This is a genomic window from Bacillota bacterium (genome assembly GCA_012837285.1).
GTDB lineage: Bacteria > Bacillota > DTU030 > DUMP01 > DUMP01 > DUNI01.
Genome location: DURJ01000028.1, coordinates 1 through 20613, shown reverse-complemented (window position 1 = coordinate 20613; position 20613 = coordinate 1). Strand labels below are relative to the sequence as shown.

At 51.6% G+C, this 20613-nt stretch carries 11 protein-coding genes and 1 tRNA gene; 2 read left to right on the top strand and 10 right to left on the bottom strand.

Annotated features, from left to right (window positions below; all coding sequences use genetic code 11):
* Window positions 1-157 precede the first annotated feature (157 nt).
* From GX016_01735 to GX016_01725, 3 genes are all read right to left on the bottom strand, one after another.
* Window positions 158-1270, bottom strand: a complete 1113-nt coding sequence (locus tag GX016_01735; GenBank protein ID HHT70284.1) for an ATP-NAD kinase family protein — start codon at window positions 1268-1270, stop codon at window positions 158-160.
* Between the two features lie 299 nt (window positions 1271-1569).
* Entirely contained in the window at window positions 1570-3123 is a 1554-nt protein-coding gene (locus GX016_01730; protein HHT70283.1) for an aminomethyl-transferring glycine dehydrogenase subunit GcvPB, read from the bottom strand.
* Between the two features lie 31 nt (window positions 3124-3154).
* Window positions 3155-4543: an aminomethyl-transferring glycine dehydrogenase subunit GcvPA gene (locus GX016_01725; protein HHT70282.1), complete on the bottom strand. Its 1389-nt coding sequence runs from the start codon at window positions 4541-4543 to the stop codon at window positions 3155-3157.
* Between the two features lie 282 nt (window positions 4544-4825).
* Here GX016_01725 and GX016_01720 point away from each other — a divergent pair, with 282 nt between their 5' ends.
* Both GX016_01720 and GX016_01715 read left to right on the top strand, forming a co-directional pair.
* Entirely contained in the window at window positions 4826-5404 is a 579-nt protein-coding gene (locus GX016_01720) for an HDIG domain-containing protein (GenBank protein HHT70281.1), read from the top strand.
* A 227-nt stretch (window positions 5405-5631) separates the two neighbouring features.
* Window positions 5632-6135: a flavin reductase family protein gene (locus GX016_01715; GenBank protein HHT70280.1), complete on the top strand. Its 504-nt coding sequence runs from the start codon at window positions 5632-5634 to the stop codon at window positions 6133-6135.
* A gap of 56 nt (window positions 6136-6191) precedes the next feature.
* Here GX016_01715 and GX016_01710 read toward each other — a convergent pair whose 3' ends face one another.
* The 7 genes from GX016_01710 to GX016_01680 form a co-directional block, all read right to left on the bottom strand.
* Window positions 6192-8369 carry a diguanylate cyclase gene (locus GX016_01710; GenBank protein ID HHT70279.1) on the bottom strand — a complete coding sequence of 726 codons (2178 nt, stop codon included), beginning with the start codon at window positions 8367-8369 and terminating at the stop codon, window positions 6192-6194.
* The gene (locus GX016_01705) at window positions 8366-8674 is read right to left on the bottom strand and encodes a hypothetical protein (GenBank protein HHT70278.1); all 309 of its coding nucleotides are present in this window, start codon (window positions 8672-8674) and stop codon (window positions 8366-8368) included. Before GX016_01705 ends, GX016_01710 begins: the two co-directional genes overlap by 4 nt.
* Before the next feature lie 123 nt (window positions 8675-8797).
* On the bottom strand, window positions 8798-9838 hold the full coding sequence (mtnA, locus tag GX016_01700; GenBank protein ID HHT70277.1) for an S-methyl-5-thioribose-1-phosphate isomerase: 1041 nt from the start codon (window positions 9836-9838) through the stop codon (window positions 8798-8800).
* 274 nt (window positions 9839-10112) lie between these two features.
* A tRNA-Val gene (locus tag GX016_01695) sits at window positions 10113-10187 on the bottom strand.
* A 75-nt stretch (window positions 10188-10262) separates the two neighbouring features.
* Window positions 10263-11810, bottom strand: coding sequence for an S-layer homology domain-containing protein (locus GX016_01690; GenBank protein ID HHT70276.1), 1548 nt, complete (start codon window positions 11808-11810; stop codon window positions 10263-10265).
* A gap of 5 nt (window positions 11811-11815) precedes the next feature.
* Complete coding sequence (locus GX016_01685) at window positions 11816-14434, bottom strand: S-layer homology domain-containing protein (GenBank protein ID HHT70275.1); 2619 nt, start codon at window positions 14432-14434, stop codon at window positions 11816-11818.
* Between the two features lie 109 nt (window positions 14435-14543).
* Window positions 14544-20567 carry a hypothetical protein gene (locus GX016_01680; GenBank protein ID HHT70274.1) on the bottom strand — a complete coding sequence of 2008 codons (6024 nt, stop codon included), beginning with the start codon at window positions 20565-20567 and terminating at the stop codon, window positions 14544-14546.
* Window positions 20568-20613: the final 46 nt, after the last annotated feature.

The following is a 20613-nucleotide window of genomic DNA, read 5'->3' as shown; positions in this document are numbered from 1 at the left end:
GGGCGGGAGTATCTTTATAGGATAATAGACTGGTAGGGACAAGTTTCGCCACTCCAGTGAAAAACTCCTGCTTTACCGGCACTGACAACTTTCAGGCAGAAGAGGCTGCCCCCCAAACTGGTCCGGGACAGCCTCTATTCCTGACATTAGACATAACCTATAATCCTTGGACTTTATACATCATTTCTTCGTTATAGCTGGTGACGACCCGCATATAGTCGTTAAACTCTGCATTTACTTCATCGTCGCCGGTATCCACTAATAACGGTTGCCCTCTTAGGGAGACGATCTTGTTCTTGGTGGCAATGATCCTGATATTCTTCTTTCCTACTTTTTGTATCACCTTAGCGCTGAGCTGCTGATTACCTCGACCAAAAATGTAGCCTTGGCCACCGATGACAGTTACAATGATCTTGGTCTGTTGACCATCTAGGTGTCTTAGAATCTCTTGTTCGCTTACGTCGCTGGCTACCAGCCGGCGGTTCTTTATTAGGTCCACTCCCAATAGGGTGTTGGGCAGGTCTAGTTTATCCATGATGGGTCGGGTGGAGGTGCCGGGGCCGATAATATACAAAACGTCCAGTTCCATCTCATCTATGATCCTGTCAGCTACAGCATCGAGAGCCGCTTCTTCTCCTTCGGTTCGGCCGGCTTTGAGGCTTTGCACTAATTGGCGTTCGTACGGAACCTGTAGATAGCCGTATAATTCTGCTGTCACCTGACCTTGTCGGAAAGCTTCTTCATCTATGTCCATAACTTCTGCTTCCCTCAGGGTCTCTAATTCCCCCTGAAGATATTTCAGCGCTACCTCACCGGCACTGCGAGGATGATTAGCATAGACGGCTGAATGAATCTTTACCCCAGCCGGTATTCCCAGGGCTGGCATCTTGGCCCCGATGGCATTATATATGTTCCGAGCGGTACCGTCACCGCCGGCAAAAAGCAGGAGATCCACTCCGAGATTAAGCATGTACCGTGCTGCCTGTTCGGTATCTTCGGGCCCGGTGTCATCCTTTCGGTCACCGATAACTGTGGGAACAAATCCTGCGGCCACTGCTTCATTTTCGCCCATATCGCCGGGACAGGTAATGATCCTGAGTTTGTCTCGCAGCGGGGTTAGGATTTCCAGGGCCTTGATGGCCTTTTTGGGGGCCTCGGGTTCGGCCCCCAACTCTCGCGCCCGTTGTAGGATCTCTGTCCCGTCAGTCCCTTTGAGACCCACCTTGCCCCCCATGCCGGCAATCGGATTGACGATAAACCCTAGTTTCAAAGTACTACACCACTTTCCGCTATTGTATTAGAGCTAGAACCGAAAGACTGTGCAAGCCTGCCACTTTATATTCTATATCACTATGGACGACAATGAAGGTTTAGATCCTTCGTTTCCTCTGAATTTCTATACGATGCCCGCACCACGATAAAGGAAAGAATTTCCTGTCTTTCTGAAGGAGCAAAGCGACTGAAGAATCTGGAAGAAGATCCTTCAGGCAAAGCCTTCAGGATGGCAACAAAGCAGATCTTTCATAGCAACGACGACCCAGGCCATCTTCTATACCATTTTGTGTCCGGCTATTTCTTGTACTTTCTCTTATAAGCTCTCCAGGTTAGGGCCCATTTTTCCGGATCATCTAATTCCTCCGGCCGTGCCCGTCTTCTGCTGGCGCACTTATGAGGTGCTGTCTTGACCAGCTCCGGATCTTGGCGAGCTTCTTCAGCTATTTTTGCCAGTACAGCTGCATATGTTTCCAAATCAGCTTTGGAGAACGTCTCGCACGGCTCCAAGGTGAAGGGTTCCGGTACTACCCACGGATGGTGACTGGTCCAGTAGTGCTGGATACCGTAATCACCGATCCTACACATGACATCAACGGTGCCTACCCCTGTTTCCTCTTCTAGTTTTTCCCAGCTGTAGCGAACCTGTTCCAGCCGCCGCCGTCCTTTGGCATACCAAGTGGTAACTCCGGGGATCTCTTCTACTTTCTTTTGGAAGTAGTTGTTGTTGAGCACTGAGATCTCGGCTACCTCTTTCAGGCCGTCGGCACCCAGCATCATAATCCAGGAATACGCTTTCACGATAACTGGTGCCACGCCGAAGAAACCCCTTACCTTGCCGATGGTGTCGGGCCGATCGTAATCTAAATAATACTTGCCGTCAGCCAACTCCACCGTGGGCACCGGTAAGAATTGGGCCAAATGGTCCCTTACGCCCAATGCCCCGGTTCCGGGACCGGAACAACCGTGGGGCGTAGAGAAAGTCTTGTGCACGTTGAAATGACACATATCAAAACCGGCTTCTCTAGCCCGGGCTATCCCCAGCATACCGTTAGCATTGGCCTGGTCATAGAAGCAAAGGCCGCCGGCATCATGAACCGTTTTTACAAACTTATCGATTTGACGATTATATATCCCCGTGTCTTCAGGATTGGTGATGAAGATGGCCGCTGTACGTTCCGATACTGCCTCCTGAAGGGCTTCCAGATCGGGTACTCCTGTCTCTTCGTTGGGATAAAGGGTTATGATCTTGAATCCGGCCGTGGCCGGTGTGGCCGCGTCACAAGGGTGGGAGAAGATGGTGGTTATGACTTCGTTACGCTGCTCTAATTCCCCTCTGGATTCGTGGTAAGCTCGAATTATCGAGGCAGCGGTGTACACGGCGTGCGAGCCCCCGCCGGGTTGCAGGGTAAATCTATCCATCCCCGATATCTCTTTCAAGAACCGTTCAAACTCATAATAGATCTGTAGCAGTCCCTGCATGGTATCTTCAGCCTGAGAGGGATGAATGTGGTGTATTAGGGCCGCCAATGCTTCATTTATTCGCGGATTGTATTTCATGGTACAAGTTCCTTGGCTGATGTCATTGTTTAGGTTGGCCCCCAGTGTTTCCTGGGAAAGATGCAAGTAATGGGCCAGAACATGCTTCTGGGATACCTCCGGTAAGGGAGGAGCTTCCCGGCGGCGCATATTTTCCGGCAGTTTCCCTAATACATCCCCGGCTTTATCCTTAACCTCCTGTTCCGGTAACGGCACCAGTACTCCGCGTTCACCCGGTGTAGACAGCTCATATATAATCGGTTCATCCCATCGGGCCTGATGGTAGTTTTCCCGAATCTTTACCTGTGCCATCTGTTTGGATACCTCCTTTTGTTTAATTTGGTTAAGCTAATACCTGCCGAAGCGCATCCACCAGCCGGTGAATGTCGGCTTGGGTGTGAACTTCCGTGATGCAGAACAGAGCGCTGTTACCCAGTTCCGGGAATTTGACGCTAAGGTCTTTCCCGCCGAAGATTTTATGTTCCAACAGCTGTTTGTTTATGTCGGCCACCTTTTTCCCGGTGGCGTCGAAGTCCACCACAAACTCTTTGAAACTGGGTGAACTCAGCACCGGCACCTTGATACCCGGGATAGTCTTGAGTAGCTCAATAGCATAGGCTACCCGCTGCATAATACCTTCGCCCAACTCTGCCATCCCCTGGGGTCCCATTAGGGCCAGATAGACACCGGCAGTAATTCCCCACAGGGCTGTTTGGGTGCCCAAAAAGTCCTTGGCATGCTCCCTGGAAGCATACGATGTCCGCTCAAAGTAGACATCGCCGAAGCCGTATTCCCCTTCAGCCACGGTGGGAGTTAGGCCCCAAAGTTGGGTCGGGTATTCGGCCACATATTTTTCCTCATCGCGAGAGGCAATAAAGCCAGCCAAACCGCCGCCGGCATTCATGTGGATACCCAGAGGCTGCAAATCCCCACAGGCAATATCAGCTCCATATGAACTGGGAGGGGACAAGACTCCCAAGGAGCTGGGGTCGGCACCTACTAGGCACAGAGCCCCATTATTATGAGCTATGGCTGCAATGTCCTCCGCTTGGGTTTCAATAGAACCTAGGTAAGACGGGTTTTCGAAATAAACTGCTGCCGTGTTGGCAGAAATTTTTGCCTTGAAATCTTCTAGATTTAGCAATCCGGTTTGTTGGTCGTAATCGACAAATTGAAGTTCTAAATTAGGTTTTACTAAGTTCTGAATGCATAAATAACGGTCAGGGCTGATGGTCTTGGTTACCAGTACCTGGTTTCTGCCGGTGATCCTAGCTGCCATTCGCATTGAGTACCCAGCTGCCATGCCCCAATCAAAGGTAGGGGTGCTCACCACGTCAAAACCCAGGAGGTCCCCCACCATGCTGGCGTACTCAAACATAGCTTGGAACTTGCCATGGTCGGCATAGGCATCACCTACGTACGCAGTCAAAAACTCATCCCGCGAGTTAATAGTGTCGCACACTTCCGGTACATAATGCTGCCAGGTTCCGCCACCGAGGAAGTTTAAATACTCTGTGCAGGTTTTGTTTTGGGCTAAGATTCCTTCCACATGCCGCCGCAGTTCATACTCCGACAACAGAGGCTCAGGCAAATTCATAGTCCCTTTAAAGCGTAAATGTTCGGGAATTTCGGCATAAATTTCTTCCACGCTTTTTAGGCCTAGTTCCTTTAGCATTTGTATCTTAACTTCCGGTACCGAGTTAGGAATGTAAGGATACACCACTTTACTCATTCTCATCCCTCCGTTATTAAATTTTGGTTACCCTTCCCAAGGATCTTTGGTAAAAATCTCCTCCCATTCCATTTTGAGGGCTCGATTATATAATAACAGAAGACACTACCTTTTTCAAATATTTACATGTTATAATTTGATTCCTTTGTCTACAAATCTTGTACCCCTACTCGCCTTGGTAGTAGCGCCTACGGCTGAAACGGCTGAAGCGGCCAACTTGACTGTCTTGGTGAAAATCGGTAGTATTGGGAATAAGAACATGTAGGGAAAGAGGGTGTTAGCATGGGACGTGCTCCAACTCGTGAAGAAGCTTGCCAGCTTCTGCGGAAGTACAACAAAGACCAAAGCCTAATTCGCCATGCCCTGGCAGTGGAAGCAGTGATGCGCCATTTTGCCGAAGTGCTGGACGAACCCGAGGTGGAAAAATGGGGAATTATCGGCCTGGCACATGATATTGACTATGAACTGTACCCGGATGAACACTGCCAGAAGGCTCCCGAAATCTTGCAAGAACATGGTTGGCCGGAAGACTACATCCATGCAGTGGTGAGTCACGGCTGGGGAATATGTTCCGATGTGGAGCCAGTGGAACAAATGGAAAAAGTGCTGTATACAATTGATGAGCTCACCGGGCTTATTTTCGCCACCGCCCTTATGCGCCCCAGTAAGAGTATTCTGGACCTAAAGACCAAATCGGTGAAGAAGAAATGGAAGCAAAGAAGCTTTGCCGCCGGGGTAAATCGGGAAGTGGTAGAAAAAGGCGCTCAGATGCTTGGTCGGGACTTGGATTTTATCATCACCGAAACCATCGCCGGCATGCAGAAAGTGGCCGAGGACATCGGTCTCAAGGGTGATCTTTGATTTTGTTCCCACTATAGCTTTGGCCATGACAGCCTAGGATCTAAGACGGAACCCCCTGGCTTGGTCCGAGCCAGGGGGATGACTATTTGATAGGTTTACTGGCTTGTCTGGAAACGTGTCTCCGTGCCGTCCTGTTCCCATACCACGGGACTGTCTTTTATGGACCGGGTTCTATCCCAACCCGAAAAGTGCGTTAGTAAAAGGAGGTTTCAGCATTAATGGGAAACATGAAAGAGGTTAATCTGACCGATGTAACTCCGGCAGTAATCTCCCAGCTAGGTCAAGGCGGCGCCTTTCTCACGGTGGCCCTTGGCGACAAGGTAAACACCATGACGGTGGGCTGGACTACGCTCGGGCGTATGTGGAATAAGCCCATTTGCGTGGTACCGGTGCGGTTTTCGCGCTATACGCGCCAGCTAATCCAAGAGGCCGATTCTTTTACCTTAAGCGTACCTCTGGACGGTAATCTTCGGGAAGCCCTCGCTTATTGTGGTAGCAAGTCCGGTCGGGATGTGGACAAATTTCGGGAGCTCGACCTAAAACAACGGCCGGGGACAGTATCCTCGCCTGGCATCGACGGTTGTGACATTATTGTGGAATGTCGGGTTGTACACAAGCAAACCCTGGAACCACTTAACCTGGCACCGGAAATCAAAGACAAATGGTATGTGGATGATGACTATCATATCTTGTTCTACGGCGAAGTGGTCAAAGTTTACGCCCAGCAATAACTTGGATCGCGCGGGCACGGCGACCCGCCCCTACACTTACTGCTTTTCGCCTGTCATTAATGCCCGGCCGTACTCTCTGATAGAAAATCTTGGGGGTTGGTTTCCCTGATCATCTGAATGAATTCTTCTGCTAGCTGGGGATCGAACTGAGTACCGGCGCAGCGCTTTATTTCAGCCAGGGCTTGCTGCTGGGACATAGCCATGCGGTACGGTCGGTTTGAGATCATGGCATCGTAGGCATCTACCAAGGCCAAGATGCGACACTCCAGGGGGATGTTGTCGCCCTTAAGACCCAGGGGATAACCCTGGCCATCCCAGCGTTCATGATGACACAAGACAAGTCGGGCAATGTGAGCCAGGTCCGGGGATGAGCTGGCGATACGGTAGCCTTTCTCCGGATGCTGTTGCATAATGGTTCGTTCCTCCCCTGACAGGGTGCCGCGCTTGAACAAGATGCTATCGGGAATACCTACCTTCCCTACGTCATGAACTCGAGCCAATAGAGCCAAGTCGGCCTGTTCCCGCTCGGATAAACCAAGTCGTCGGCCTAGTTTAGGACATAAGTCCTGCAGGCGCTCAGCATGGAGCTTGGTAGTATAATCACGCTCAGCCAAAGCCGCTGTCAAAGCATTCACCAGCTGGTTTTTCCGTCTAATGCTGCGATGCAGTTTATCACCCAGCATGCGATCGTCTGCTTTCTTGAACGTCTCCTGTAAGGATTCTCGCTCGTAGGAAGTAGCAACACCGATAGAAAGGCTAACTGGCAAGCGCGGGTTTGTGCTATTGTGGTCATTAAGCGCTAAGCGAATGCGCCTAATCACAGCCTCAGCCACTTCTTCGCCGCTCTTGGTTAAGATAGCCCCAAATTCATCCCCGCCAATACGGGCAACTAAGTCCCCGGCACGAACAGATCTTTTAAGAATGCCGGCACAGGCCTTGAGCAGTTCATCACCATAGGGATGTCCCATGGCATCGTTGATCAGCTTAAGTCCATCTAAATCGGCTGTCAGTACAGTAATTGGAAAACTGGCGTCATCGAGCTCTTTCAACTGTTGTTCAAACCGAGCCCGATTAAACAGCCCCGTGAGTGCATCGTGCCAGCCAAGGTATTCCAATTTCTCTTCGTGCTTCTTGCGCTCGGTAATATCCCAAGCGACACCGCAAAACCCGGTGACTTCCCCGCTCTTGTTTTTTATCGGTGTAATTGAAAGCTCGGCAAACCGCAGCTGACCCATCTTATGTTTAAGTTCTAGAACTAAGCCTTGGCGAGGTTGTCCGGTTACATAAACATGATAAAACATACGGACAGCAACACGTGGTGTTTTGACTAGCTGACGAAAATTTTTACCCACCAAAGCCCCCGGTTCGTAACCGAGCAACCGGCAAGCAGCATCGTTGCAGAAGGTAATGGTTCCAGTTACATCCAGTTCGTAGTAGCCTTCCTGCAAGGTAGCCACTATCTGGCGATATCTGGTCTCTGATAGGCGCAGTGCCTCTTTAGCCTGAACCTGTTCGGTAATATCGGTGACCGTTTTTAGAACCCCTTTAAACGTCCCATCTTCGTGTCGCACTGGATAGGCGCGAACGTCCAAAATGCGGCCGCTGGAAGACGCTATCACCTGCTGCTTCGGCTCCCCTGTCTGAAGGAGCTCCAGGGCCAGACAATGGTCACATGATCCACAGTGCCCTTTCACTGTCTGGTAGCAATACTTACCCACCATCTGATCAGGGGTCAAGCCCACCGATTGGGCCGCACTGGCATTAGCCCATTTTATGCGCCGGTTCTTATCGATAAACAACAACTGTTCTGCCAGGCTGTCCAGTATCACCGCCTTTTCTCGTTCGGCCGCTTTAAGATCGTCTCTAATCTTCTTTTGCCCCACAATCCCTTCTACCGTGCGAGCCAAGATGAGGCCCAGGCGACGCTCTTGGGGTGACAAGGGCTGGTTACATTCTATGTACAAATAACCTAGGTATTTGGGCTGGAAATCGTAGACCAGGCAATGATCCCCTGCTCTGTTCAGGCAGGACTGTACTTCGTCGCTATCCTTAAATCCCCAGGTAAGTACCGCCTGCTCTCCGTTTCTTTCCGGCAAAGCTAGGGCGACCCGTAAGGCCCCAAACAGGCGGCTCGTCTTTTCCACGAGCTCAGCTAATAAACCGTTGGCAGTCTGGGGATAAGAAAACGAGGTCACATCGTACAAAGCAAGTAATTCCGTCATGGCTCGCGTCAAAGCCTCACCCTCCAACTGGTCGAATCAACGCTCTCTAAAGCTTGGACAAGTTCTCGTTCCAAGGTTTCGCCCAGTAGATAATGGCGCGAAACACAGTCGAAAATAAGCATCACTTTTGGCTGAGCTACTGCGGCAAAAGTGGTGCGTACAGTTTTGCGCGCCTCACGCGACAGGTCACCTTCTATGTCTGGAATCATCATAGTAGCCACGGTATTAGAAGGTATTTCTGTGACGAAAACTATGCTGCCATCAGCCTCTACTCGTAACGGATCACGAATTAAGAACTCACCTCCCGTACACAGAATCCTAACGGATACCTCATGCTAAACCGGGGAAAATCATCCGCTCAATAGAACAGTTTTATGATAATGGATGTCTTATTATTTCGACATATCCTCTCTGTCTTCCTTCCCGTTGGACCAAATAGTCTAGATTTTGATCGCAAAAGCCGCCCGGATGGAAAGCTCAAACGGGGGGCGCAAAATGCCCACTTCAGTGATGATACCGTCGAGATACCGGTGTGGCGTAATATCGAAGGCCGGGTTGAACACTTTGACCCCGGTGGGCGCAATTTGCACCTCGCCCAGGTGCGTTATCTCCTTCGGGTCACGTTCTTCCACCGGTATTTGGGCCCCGCTGTTGAGGCTAAGGTCGATGGAAGATAAGGGAGCGGCAGAAAAGACGGGAATACCGTTTTCCTTAGCCAGTACAGCCACGCTGTAAGAGCCGATCTTGTTAGCGGTATCGCCGTTGGCGGCAATGCGGTCGGCGCCAAAAATAACCAGATCAACTAGCTGCTGGTGCAGCACCCAGCCAGCCATATTGTCGGTGATTAAAGTTACTGGGATTTTATCCTCCATGAGCTCAAAAGCAGTGAGGCGAGCACCTTGAAGAAGCGGGCGTGTTTCATCGGCAAATACATGGATGTCTTTACCGGCTTCGTGGGCGGCTCGAATAACACCTAAGACCGTGCCGTAGCCGCAAGTGGCCAGGGCACCGGCGTTGCAGTGGGTAAGGATGCGGGCCCTTGGCGGCACAATAGTGTTGCCGTGGCGTCCGATGGCTTGATTGGTCTTAACGTCCTCTTGTTCCAGCAGCTGTGCTTCTTGAATAAGGGCAGCCTGGATTTCAGCCACGGGCCGGTTCTTAACTTGATCCAATTTAGCCTCTATGCGCTCCAAGGCCCAAAACAGATTTACTGCTGTGGGGCGGGTAGCCGCTAGTATTGCCTGTACATTGTGTAAATGGGCGAGCAATTCAGCTCGGTCTTGACCCTGGTACTCTAGGGCGCCCAGAGCCATCCCATAAGCTGCGGCCACACCGATGGCCGGTGCCCCGCGTACTGCCAGCCGGCGAATGGCCGCAGCTACCATTCGGTGGTCGGTACAGTGCAGATACTCCCGTTTTGTGGGGAGTTTAGTTTGATCTAATAATAATAAACTATTGTCTTCCCACCTCATGGCCTGCATGTTTATCCCCTCCCAGATTCATTTATGCCTGTTGTTCTATACCTTTGGGGTCGACAGAGACTAAACTGGAAAAGGTCTAATTTGGCGAAATTCGTCTATATAGGATTCGTTAGTCTTATGCTTATTACCTGCCCCGTTGCTAGCCGGTAAGTCAGTCCGCGCTGAATATTTATTCAGATCAATTAATTTCGCTGTGTTGGAGAGAACTTTAGGCTTTTTCCCTGGAACGCAAAAACGGCGAGGGCTTAAAACCCTCGCCGTTACTGTACTTTTCTGGTGGGCGGAGCAGGTTTCGAACCTGCGACCCCCTGCGTGTAAGGCAGGTGCTCTCCCGCTGAGCTATCCGCCCGAATTCAACTGTTGTTTGTTTGACCTGTGGCTTAATTCTAGCATGCCGGAGCTGCCGCGTCAAGGGTTGAACAGACTAGTGATAAAGTAAAATCCGGTCGCGATAGTCGCGTAGGATGTCGGATCTGAGATAAGTAATAAGCCGGGCTAACATAGATGCAGCTTCTTCGCGGGTAAGATAGGCTCCCGGCCGCGCTCGACCAAAGGTATCGCCGGAGATAAGGCCTATCTGACGCGCCACGGCAAAATTATTTCGAGCCCAGAGAGGAATATCGCCGTCATCGGCAAACCCGGTATGATAGCTGCTGCCCGGTCCTAGATTTTCAAACCCTAGAGCTCTGATAAAGGCCGTTACCGCCTGGGCTCGGGTAATTTTCCCTTGCGGCCCGAAATAGCCCGGGGCTACGCCCTCCATAATACCCCTCTCGGTGATGACGTTAAGATAAGGCCAGTCAGCATCTTGGGCGGAGAGGTCGCGATAGGGGCTCTCCGGCGGCGGGGTGTTTCGTCGGTTAGAGCTACTGCTTCTGGTAGTCGCCGGTTCCTCTGGCTCCAGCTGTAAGGCCCGTGCCAGAGCCAAGGCGAATTCGCGGCGGTTGACTGTAGCTGTGGGGTGAAAGTACCGACTTTCGGTTCCCCAAGCCCCTAAGCTGCCCAGCAGCACCGAATCGTTTTCCGACCAACGCCCCCGGACATCACTGTACTGGGGAACAGGCAATCTCTCTGTTTTGGGCGTGCCGGTAAGATTGATAGTTTGCTCCCCGCGCTGGCGCCGGCTGCCGGAGGGCACCCCCTCTTCATCAAGACGTGGGAGATCATAGCTTATCCGGAGAATACCTTCGCTGGTTTCTGTCTTGAGAAAGCCACCGGGAAAACTAATCTGCACCGGCTCATTGGGCACGTACTGCAAGTCGGTCTTAGTGGAGTGGGAAACTTGACTGTTGAAGGTACCGTTCCACTTAATTGTACCGGTTTCAGTATTAATTAGTTCGCAACGGATGGTACCGTAACCATCCTGAATCTCCACTCGGCCCCAAGGTTGGCGATAGCCGGTGCTGCCGCTGGTGATTTCCACCACTACTTCCCCTTCGTTACGGCCAATAGTGTAGACTTTACGTCCTTCTAAGTTACCGGCAAAATACGATACTGCTGGCTCGTGCAAAGTAACATTGGAAAAATCGAGTAAACTGCGTTTGCTGTCCAGTTTATATTGCCGGCCAGCCACTCGAATCGTCTCGGTAAAACGGCTTACTTCATTCTTGGCGGTAATCTCCTTCCCTTGTATCTGCCAGGTAGTGACCACGGTCAGCCGACGGCTGAGCTTAACTTCATGGAGTTTGTTCTCCACCTCATAGGTATAAGTTGTGCTCATCTGATTATCCCGGGGCTTGCCTTTCCTAATAGCCACGGTACCAGTAGCCAGAATCGGCTCACCGGTAATAAAGACCATTTCCTGGTAATTAGCTGTGATTTGACTGTCTGTTTCAGAGATAATCGCCTGCACTCCCACATCTAAAACCGCCGGTAGCGGTGGTGTGGTTGTAATACTGGCCGCTGTGGCCAGGGGACTTAATATTATCAGGATCATTACTAAACACAACATAGTATTAAACTTTCGCAGCATCGGCCTCACTCCTTCACCCAGGCCAGCAGCACTGTTTGACCTCGCCGGAGAAAAATGATGTCGTCGCCTCCGGCCAGGGCTTCCCCGGAATAAGCACGGCCATTTTTAATTACTAAAGCTTCTATGGCACTAAGCTCCCCTTCACCGTGACTGTCGGCGTGCTCCCATATCTGCCTGGCTGTACTAAAATTAGCCACATTCCTAAGAACCAGGTTCGGGCCGAAAGTAGCCCGCTCCGGCCCTGTCTCAGCCGGCGTTACTGCCGTCACCTGGCCTCTGCTTAACCGAGCCGCATCCAGCCCTCCGTCCGGCCAGAGCGCCAAGCCTAACGTGTCGCCGTCTTCGGTCACCACTAAAACTTCGGCATCGTCGTAACGGTCTTGCCAGAATCCCTGCCGAAACTGTTCCAGGGTTAACCTAGAGGGTTCTTCAGCCAATAAGCTCAGCGCCACTGTGTCACGGCTAAAACCCAGATCCTCGCTCCCGCGGCGACGGCGAGAAGACCAGCTACCATCAGAAAAAGTCTGATAAGAAGCTAAGGTAAAGGCCGTTCGTCCTACTTCGTCAATGGAACCGCGGTAAACCATATAGCCCGGAAAGTGGTCTCGTTCCTGGCCCAGCACCGAAACAACCAAACCCAGACTGCTGCCACCGGATCGCCGGGCCAATGCCTGTACGCTGTCACCTTCCTTTAAACCATAGGGGTCGGCCAGGCGCCCGTCTTTTAGAATAATTGCACCGGGACTTAGGACCAGCTCGGCTCGAGGAAGGGCTATCAGCCCGAGGCCCGGGTTTACCTGGTCGATGGCACCTGAGTAAGCCGTTTCCAATCCTCGCCAAATAACCGCTCTCAGCGCTTCCTGGCGGCCAAAGCCGCTGCCGACAGCTACATAGACTTCGGCCCCAGTAAGTTGGGCTGCAGCGGCAAGGTCTATCTGCCGATTCTCATGCCACAAGGTGGCGCCCGGCCGAAGCGGCACTTCCATGGTAGCTGCGGCAGTTGCCCAGATACCACTGTTTAAGCGTTGCACATCGGTGAGCACCAGTCTGCCCCCATGAGGGGAAAAGCTGCCCAGCCGCCCTCGAATCAGCTCGGCGTTATGGGAAGCAATGCCGGCCACGGTTATTCGCTCGGCCCAGGTGGAGGTAGGTGACGGTAGGCGAATTTGCACCTGATCTCCAGGCTGGATCGCAGCTATGGTACTGATCCGGCCGCTCACTGTCACTTGTGTGCCCGGGCTCAGATCATATTGCGCTGTGCGCCCGTCAGAGAGGACCAGCACCAGACTGCGCGCATCTACGGTTCGGACCTGCCCGCTTACTTCCAGCGTGGGTGGGTCGGCGGCACCCGGATCGGCTACCAAACCGGCAGCAACTTCTAGTACCATTTGGTCTAGCACCGTAACTGTCACATCTAGCCCTAAAGCCAAGTCCGCTATGGAAGCAGGACTTCCTCCCACAGTAACACTCACTGTGGGTGCGAACACCAAGTAATGCACCACCTGCGCAGCATCTCGTATAGCTACCCGTCTCGACAACAGATCTAGCTGCTCGATTCGGCCATTCACTGTCACCGGTCCTGCCGGCAAAATCTCAATAAATGGAACCGTGCGATCCCCTTGGACCAGATAGCGGATATTGTCCCCTGGCTGCAAGACATCTCCGTAGGCCAGCTGTCCCCGGTTCAGTACTACGGCTTGGGACAGGGGCTGGCTCCGCTGATCGGAGCTTAGTCTAAGTGCCGTCTTACTGCCCCCTGGCCGGACCATAATCCATAGTGCCGATTCGGCCGGCCGGCCGGCGATCTCTTCCTGTTCCATAGTCCGCGACTCCAATGTGCCAACTTCCCAGGCTGCGCTTACCCCCGGTGGTAGCATGCGTACTAGCCGATCCAGGATCAAGGCTAGTTCACCTCTCGTTACGGTTCCCTGTGGATCTAACCGCCCGGGGTGTGTCGGCTCCAAAAGGCCCAGTTCTAAAGCTCGCTGTACAGCCGCAACCAGATCAGGCCTGATTTCGCCGGCGTCACTGTACGCCGCCAAAGTGAACGACCCCTCGCCTCCGGTGACACCGGTACTCAATTCTAACGCCCGGACACACCAAGCAGCCACTTCTTGCCGCGTAGCCGGACCGGTCCAGGCCTCGGAATCAGCAGCCATGCCAATCGGGTTCCTATTGCTATCGCTTCCTGTCAATCCCCGGGCCGTAGCCACACTGACAAAACCGACTGCCCAAGCGGAAATGCCGATGCCGGTGCCGGCGCCGCCACCTCCCCCGGTCTCTGCTTGCTGGACCAAGTTTTCCCAACCCAGCAGACGAACCAAGGCCACCAAGGCCTGTTCCCTGGTCACCGCGGTCCCGGGGTTAAATCTGCCGCTGCCATCGCCGCGTAGGACTCCCTGGGCGCCCAGCCGCACAATGGCCCCGGCTGTCGAACCTGTCGGCAGGTCGGTGAAGCTTAGGGCGTTCCTAAGCTCAGTCGCGTTCCCACTGCCCACCAAGTAAAGGCCGAAATCAGTTTCCCAGCTTTGTGCCTGGGCCAAACCAGGCCCTGCTACAATAGTTGCTATCAGAGCCCAGACCAGCGCACGAACACTGATAGACGAAAAGTTTTGCCTCGACAACAAGATCCTCTCCTTCAGCGGCGTGTCGTTTATCACCCAACCCTGGCGTAGGGGTCGGTCTCTGTGCCGACCCGTCCATGGAAACCCGGGCGGCCGCCCAGGGCCGCCCCTACATGGGCTGTGAAAGCACCACCCAAAAACCGGGACGATCCAAGACCGCGTCGGCACTCCAAGTAGTAAAGTACCCAGCAGCAGTCCAGCTATCGCGGGTAGGATCGAAGTAATATAATGTGGGCTGCTGCCAAGAAGCCTGAGCAAAGTCAAAGCTGGTCGTTAAAGTTACTCGTTCGTTTAGCCAGGCCAATTCTTTCTCTCGCCCACCGCTGCTTAACCGGGCGGACAGCCGGTAGATGGGAGTGGCCACTACTCGTCCAGCCGGCAGCCGTCTTAGAAGGCCGGTGGCCTCCGACCCCCAGGCTTCTTCTACCGTAACGTAAATCGAAGCTTGTTCACGTTCGCGCTGACTGAGGCTGCGAACTTCCACACTGTTTACCGCCCGGATCGGCAGCTCCAGTTTCAGCTTCGGAGCCGCTAAATAAATGGTGCTATCCCTATCTGCCTCTGCTGCCGGCACAACGATGGTAAATGAACGCGTATTCTCATGTTCCGGTTTCATCAGATCCAGGCGGATTCGAGAATTCTTTAGCACGGCCGGCGGAATAATGATAACTGCTCCGGACGCTCCGCCTCCGGCGATGGTAAAATCCGTGGCTGCCGGTACAAATTCAGGTTCACTGTAACTCCGTTTTAGGGTACGAGCCGAGGCTGTCCAGGTTTGATCCGAAACGCCATCCTTGTTCACAGCTCGAACAGAAAAGTAGTAACGGGTGTCCGGTTCCAAATCTTGAGCGTAGTAATACAAAACCATTGGTTCGTCAGCCTTGGGCTCGGCGACGCCGTAGGTCTTGCCGCTGGCAGAAGCCAAAAAGTACTGATCGCTTCTGGACTCGCCGGCATATATTTCATAGCTGGCGGCCCCGATTGCTGGCAGCCACCTAAGCTCAATGGTGTTCGCGCTCACGGCCCGAGCTTCCAATCCTTCGGGTGGCTTCGGCGGTCCTACATAGGTAAAGGCATCAGGCCAGGTATAGGAAGAGCCGTCAGGGTTGGTGACGGTCACATCTACCGCTCCCAGATCTCCCTCCGGTGTGACTACCACCAGCTCAGTATCACTCTTGCGCTGCACCGATCGCGCCGGGGCAGCGCCGAATAACACCTCTATTCCCAAATCAAATTGGCTGCCGGCAATCACCACGTTCGTGCCACCGGCACTGGGTCCGCGAGTTGGATTTATGCTGGTGATCACCGGTCCCGGCTTGTCTTCGTAGATAAAGCCGGATATGAGTTTGGCCATGGCTCCGTCGGGGTTGATTACCGTTACGTTCACCGGGCCCACCGGACCGGGCGGTGTAATGGCCGCAAGCTGCTCCACCGATAAGAAAGTAGTTTTAGCAGCCAAGCGGTCACCGAAAAACAGCGCTGGTGCCTCTTGGGGACCATCTGCTGAGATCCGGTCCGCAAATCCCTGGCCGTGAACCACCACCGGCGTGCCCCCGCTAGTGCGGCCGCTGTTAGGTACCATCTGCTCAATCGAAGGTTTGCTCTTTGGTTCGGCCACATAGGTAAAACCATCTTTTAGCCGAGCTGTAGCCCCATTGGGATTCATCACCACTACGTCTAAGCTCAAATCTTCTTCTCGCTTTGGGGCTGCTGGAATGGTTAGGGTAACTGCTGTGCCTTGGTTTATCACTTCGCAGCCTGCTATTTCTTGTCCACCCAAAAACACCTTGGCTCCACTCAAAAAACCACTGCCGTTTATTTGGGCCGGAATAGTCACCAAATATGGCCCCTTGCTCGGTACAATGGAATCTATCTCAATGGGTTCCGTAACCTCGGTGTAAGTAAAACCGCCTGGGACCGTAAACACACCGCCATCGGCATTGATCACCGATACATCCACCGGGCCTGGTTTCTCCGCCGGCGGGACCTCTATTTGTATGCTTTGCATATAACCTTGACTCGCTTTATCTTGATCCGGATCGGGAGACCAGTCTACGATGCTCACTGGCTGATGACCGAGCAAAACCGTTAGCTGATGATCCGGCTTATGCTTCAAGTTGACACCCCAAATATCTACCAGGATGCCGCCGGTAACCGGGCCTTTGTTGGGGATAACTTGGGTTATACGCGGCTGCAGCTGCGGATCGCGAATGTAGCTAAAGGCCTCAGTAACTGTATCGCTGGCCCCGTCCGGGTTTAGAACAGTAATATCGGCTTTCTCCCCGACTTTGCCCGGCGGCGAATAGACAAAAAGGGTTGTCTCTGAGCTTTTCGCCGTATCTACCCTGGCTGCCTGGTCATTGAAGTATACCTTAGCTCCAGTGGAAAAGCCGCTGCCGGCAAGCACCACCGGCGTACCGCCGCTGGCCCGGCCCTGCTTCGGCTCCACCGATTGTATGCGCGGTTCCGTCGTAACATAGCGATAGGTATAGGCATTGTTAGCCGTAACCGTGGCACTGTCAGGGTTCATAATCCGCACATCCACCGTACCAGGCACGTGCGGCGGTGTTTTTACCCGGAGTATTGTCCGCTCTGGGTTTAATTCCACATCATCAGCGGCAACTTTCTCATGGCCGAAATATACCGTCGGCGGGACCAACTTTGTTTTTGTCTCTTCATCTGTTCCATTTCCATCTTCATCTTTTGTCTCATTGGTTTCTATACCATTTCCATTCCCATCCTCGTCTTCCGGTTCATCAGATTCTACCTCTTCTATGTTCCCAAAATCATAACCACGAATAGTTACCAGCGTGCCGCCGTCCACACTACCTTGATTCGGTACAATAGAACGAAACTCCGGACGGGTACGAGGATAGACATAGTGGAAAGGTATTGCATCGCTCTGTCCTCCGTCAATGGTGTTAACGGCAACAACATCAATTTCTTCACCTACCCAGTCGGCAGGAGCCGGAGGTGTCACTACTTCCATCTGGTCGTAACCTTTTCGAGCAACCTGAGCTGCCTGCTTCCACTTAAAATAAACAGTTGTATCCTCACGAAAATTGGTTCCTTTAAGCAGCACTTTTGTTCCTCCGGAAAGCGGACCTTTATCAGGTTCGATTTCATCGATAACTGGCCTGCTTAGCTGAGGGACTTTATACGTAAAACCATCCTCTTTATACGCCCTGCCCCAAGTTACGGCCTCTGAAGCCAATACTGCATCCGGGTTTATGGCTTCTACATGAACACTTGTCTCTCGATCTTTTTCTGGCATCCAGGGAGTCTTGAAAGCTATTTCTGTAGCCGAAATGAACTCTACTTCTTCCGCTTCTATTTCTGTTAGTGTTTTGCCATCTTTGTACCACAGTGAAACCGCCAGATCTGACACTTCGTATTTCGGTATCGAATCTTCATGTTGACGTTTCTCGTTCTCTTGTTCTATTTTCTCGTTTTCCTCGTCTATATACTTCTCTACCTGTTCTCTACTTAGGAATCCCTTGCCCTTAACCACAACCCATGTGCCCCCATCGGCTGTGCCAGAACTCGGTGAAAGACTGGTTATTTCCGGTGCACTCACATAAATGTACCGGTAGTGGTAGGTATCTTCATTGCCACCGCTTTTTTTAATCACCCTTATTGGGTAAGCACCAGGTTCGTTAGCCGGTACAGTACAGGTAATAACAGTTCGATATTTCAACCCTTCTTCACCGTTAGGTTCGCCTAGTTGTTCTAAAGTGACTTTTAAATTTTGTACTGGTCTATTCCCAATTAAAACCGTATCCCCTTCTTCAAAGCCTTCGCCTTTTATAACCAGTTCAGTTCCGCCTTTGGTTGTACCAACGAGGGAAGAGACCTCTTCTATAGATACCTCTCCAGGAATCGGTTTGTATTCAAAGGCACGCTGAAGGGTTCGTTCACCAAAAGGATTCTTTACGGTCACATTCTTGTAACCCGGCGTGGACTGAGGAAGGATAAACCTAAGGATCTCTTCTCCACTGGGCCTGACTTCTATGTTCTTGCCGTCTGTCACCACCGCCCGACCTTGATTATCCTCAAAGTAAATATCTATTTTATCAAGAAGCAACTGCTTTTTGTTAACATGGTCGGTCCAAGCAATGTTCGTACCCACAATTTCTATCACATCGCCTCCACTGATCAACCCTTCGGTTGGTCGAATACTGGACAGCTCCATGTTGTTTCCACGATAAACAAAACCGTACTCTCTATAAGCAATACCGGGCTTTCGTCCCTCTTTGGCCGAGGGGTTTACCAACCAAACCCGGGCTGCTCCTTCTTTGCCTTCCGGTGCTTCCGGCAACACAACTGTAACCTTGCTTACACCTTCTTCACCTTCCAGGATCTCCACTTTGTCGACTTGAGCCAGACCCTCATCACTAATCTCCGATCCAAAATAAACCTTGAAATTACTTCTTAGCTTTCTGGCATAGATTTCTACCGGCACTCCACCGGCCACCGGTCCTTCGTTATTTTCTGTTTCTGGATTATGGATAGGCAATATTTCCTTTCCCTGTACCGTAGTTACAAATTCAGGCACAGGCACAGGTTGATAGTAAGTAAAGCCACCACGTAGCTCCGTTAATTCGACCACTGTTATACTTTCTTCCTCATTGTTCTCTGCTTTCTTTTCTGTTTTAATTACTTCCAGAATTACGGTAACTGGTACTTCCAATTCGTCTGATAAGAATATCGGGGCCAAGACCTCTATTTCCATCGGACTAAGCCGCTTAGCGTCTGTTCCTTTTCTGTTTTCGCTACCAAAGTAAACGTTAACTTCAGCATCCTGCTGAAAGTTCAGGCCGTGTAGAACAACCTTGGTTGTTTCTCCCATAGGGCCTTCAGACGGAGACACATCATTTAATATAAGCTGCTTCTCTTCCTTCTGATACAAAAAGCCATATGGATAAGTAAATTCCCCATGGGGGCTAGGGTTTTTAACTGTGACAGGATACCAGCCGTCCTGACTATTTGGAGCAGGAGGCATCTTTATTTCAATTTCTGTGCCACGTACAATTAAAACATCCGCCTTTATTTGCCCTACATAAACCTCTGCACCAGAGATGAAATCTTGGCCTTTAATCGTTACTTCATATCCTCCGGCAATACTGCCAGCATTAGGCTCTACTCTTTCTACTGTCGGCGTAAGATAATCATCTCGATATTGAAAACCAGCCTTCATTACGGACGGTATAATCTTACCTGCTTCCGGTTCAGATTCTATTTTCACATCCACTTCCCATTGGCCACCAGGCGTTCTCACATAAATAGTGTTGCCATCGGGAATGCAATACTCGCCGTTCGCAAGGTCTTCTTTTGGTTTATCTGTACTTACTAACGGTTCCTTGCCACCAAAAAACAACTTCTTCGTTGAACCCAAGTGTTCGCCTCTTATCTCTACTAAGGTGCCCCCTCCCGTTGGGCCGAGGTTTGGCGTAATGCTCTCCATGTAAGGTGATACATAATACGAAAACTCGCTAGACCATACAGCTTGCTTTTTGTCCGGATTGATAACAGTTACCTTGGCCTCGCCAACTGAACCCTCCGGTAATCTAACTCTTAACCTGACTTTTACTTTGGATTCTTCCCTTTCCTCTTCAACTTGAAGAACTGTAGCCGGTTCGCCGCCGAACAAAACATGAATACCATAGCTACCATCCTCGTATGTACGGTAGTCTAATTCTTTCCCTTCAATGGTAACCTCGGTACCTCCGCGTACAGGGCCATAGTCTGGCTCTACATTCGATATTTCTGGGTTACTTTCGCGATAAGTTATCGTGGCCTCTGCAGACTTACCATCGGACCGAACTAGCTTTAATGTGGTTGAACCTATGTCACCGTAGGGAGCCACAACTTTTACCTGATCACTTTCTACAGAGACAATTTCCGCTGATCGATCTCCAATAGTCACTAACGTAGTTGAACCTAGTCCTGTTCCCTCGATCTCAATAGCGGTGCCGCCGGCACTTGAGACTTGTCCAGGGGTTATCTTCTCAATTAATGGGCCATCCTCCGCCTGCACCGGCTGCGGTTCTACTATGGTCATTAACAGCATCAGGCTCAGGACAAAAGCCACTGTTTTCTTCTTGGTTGAGATCTTCTTTAGGAACGGGTACATATGTATCAACCTCCGCTGGGATTTGGTTGTGGCGATAGTTGCCCCT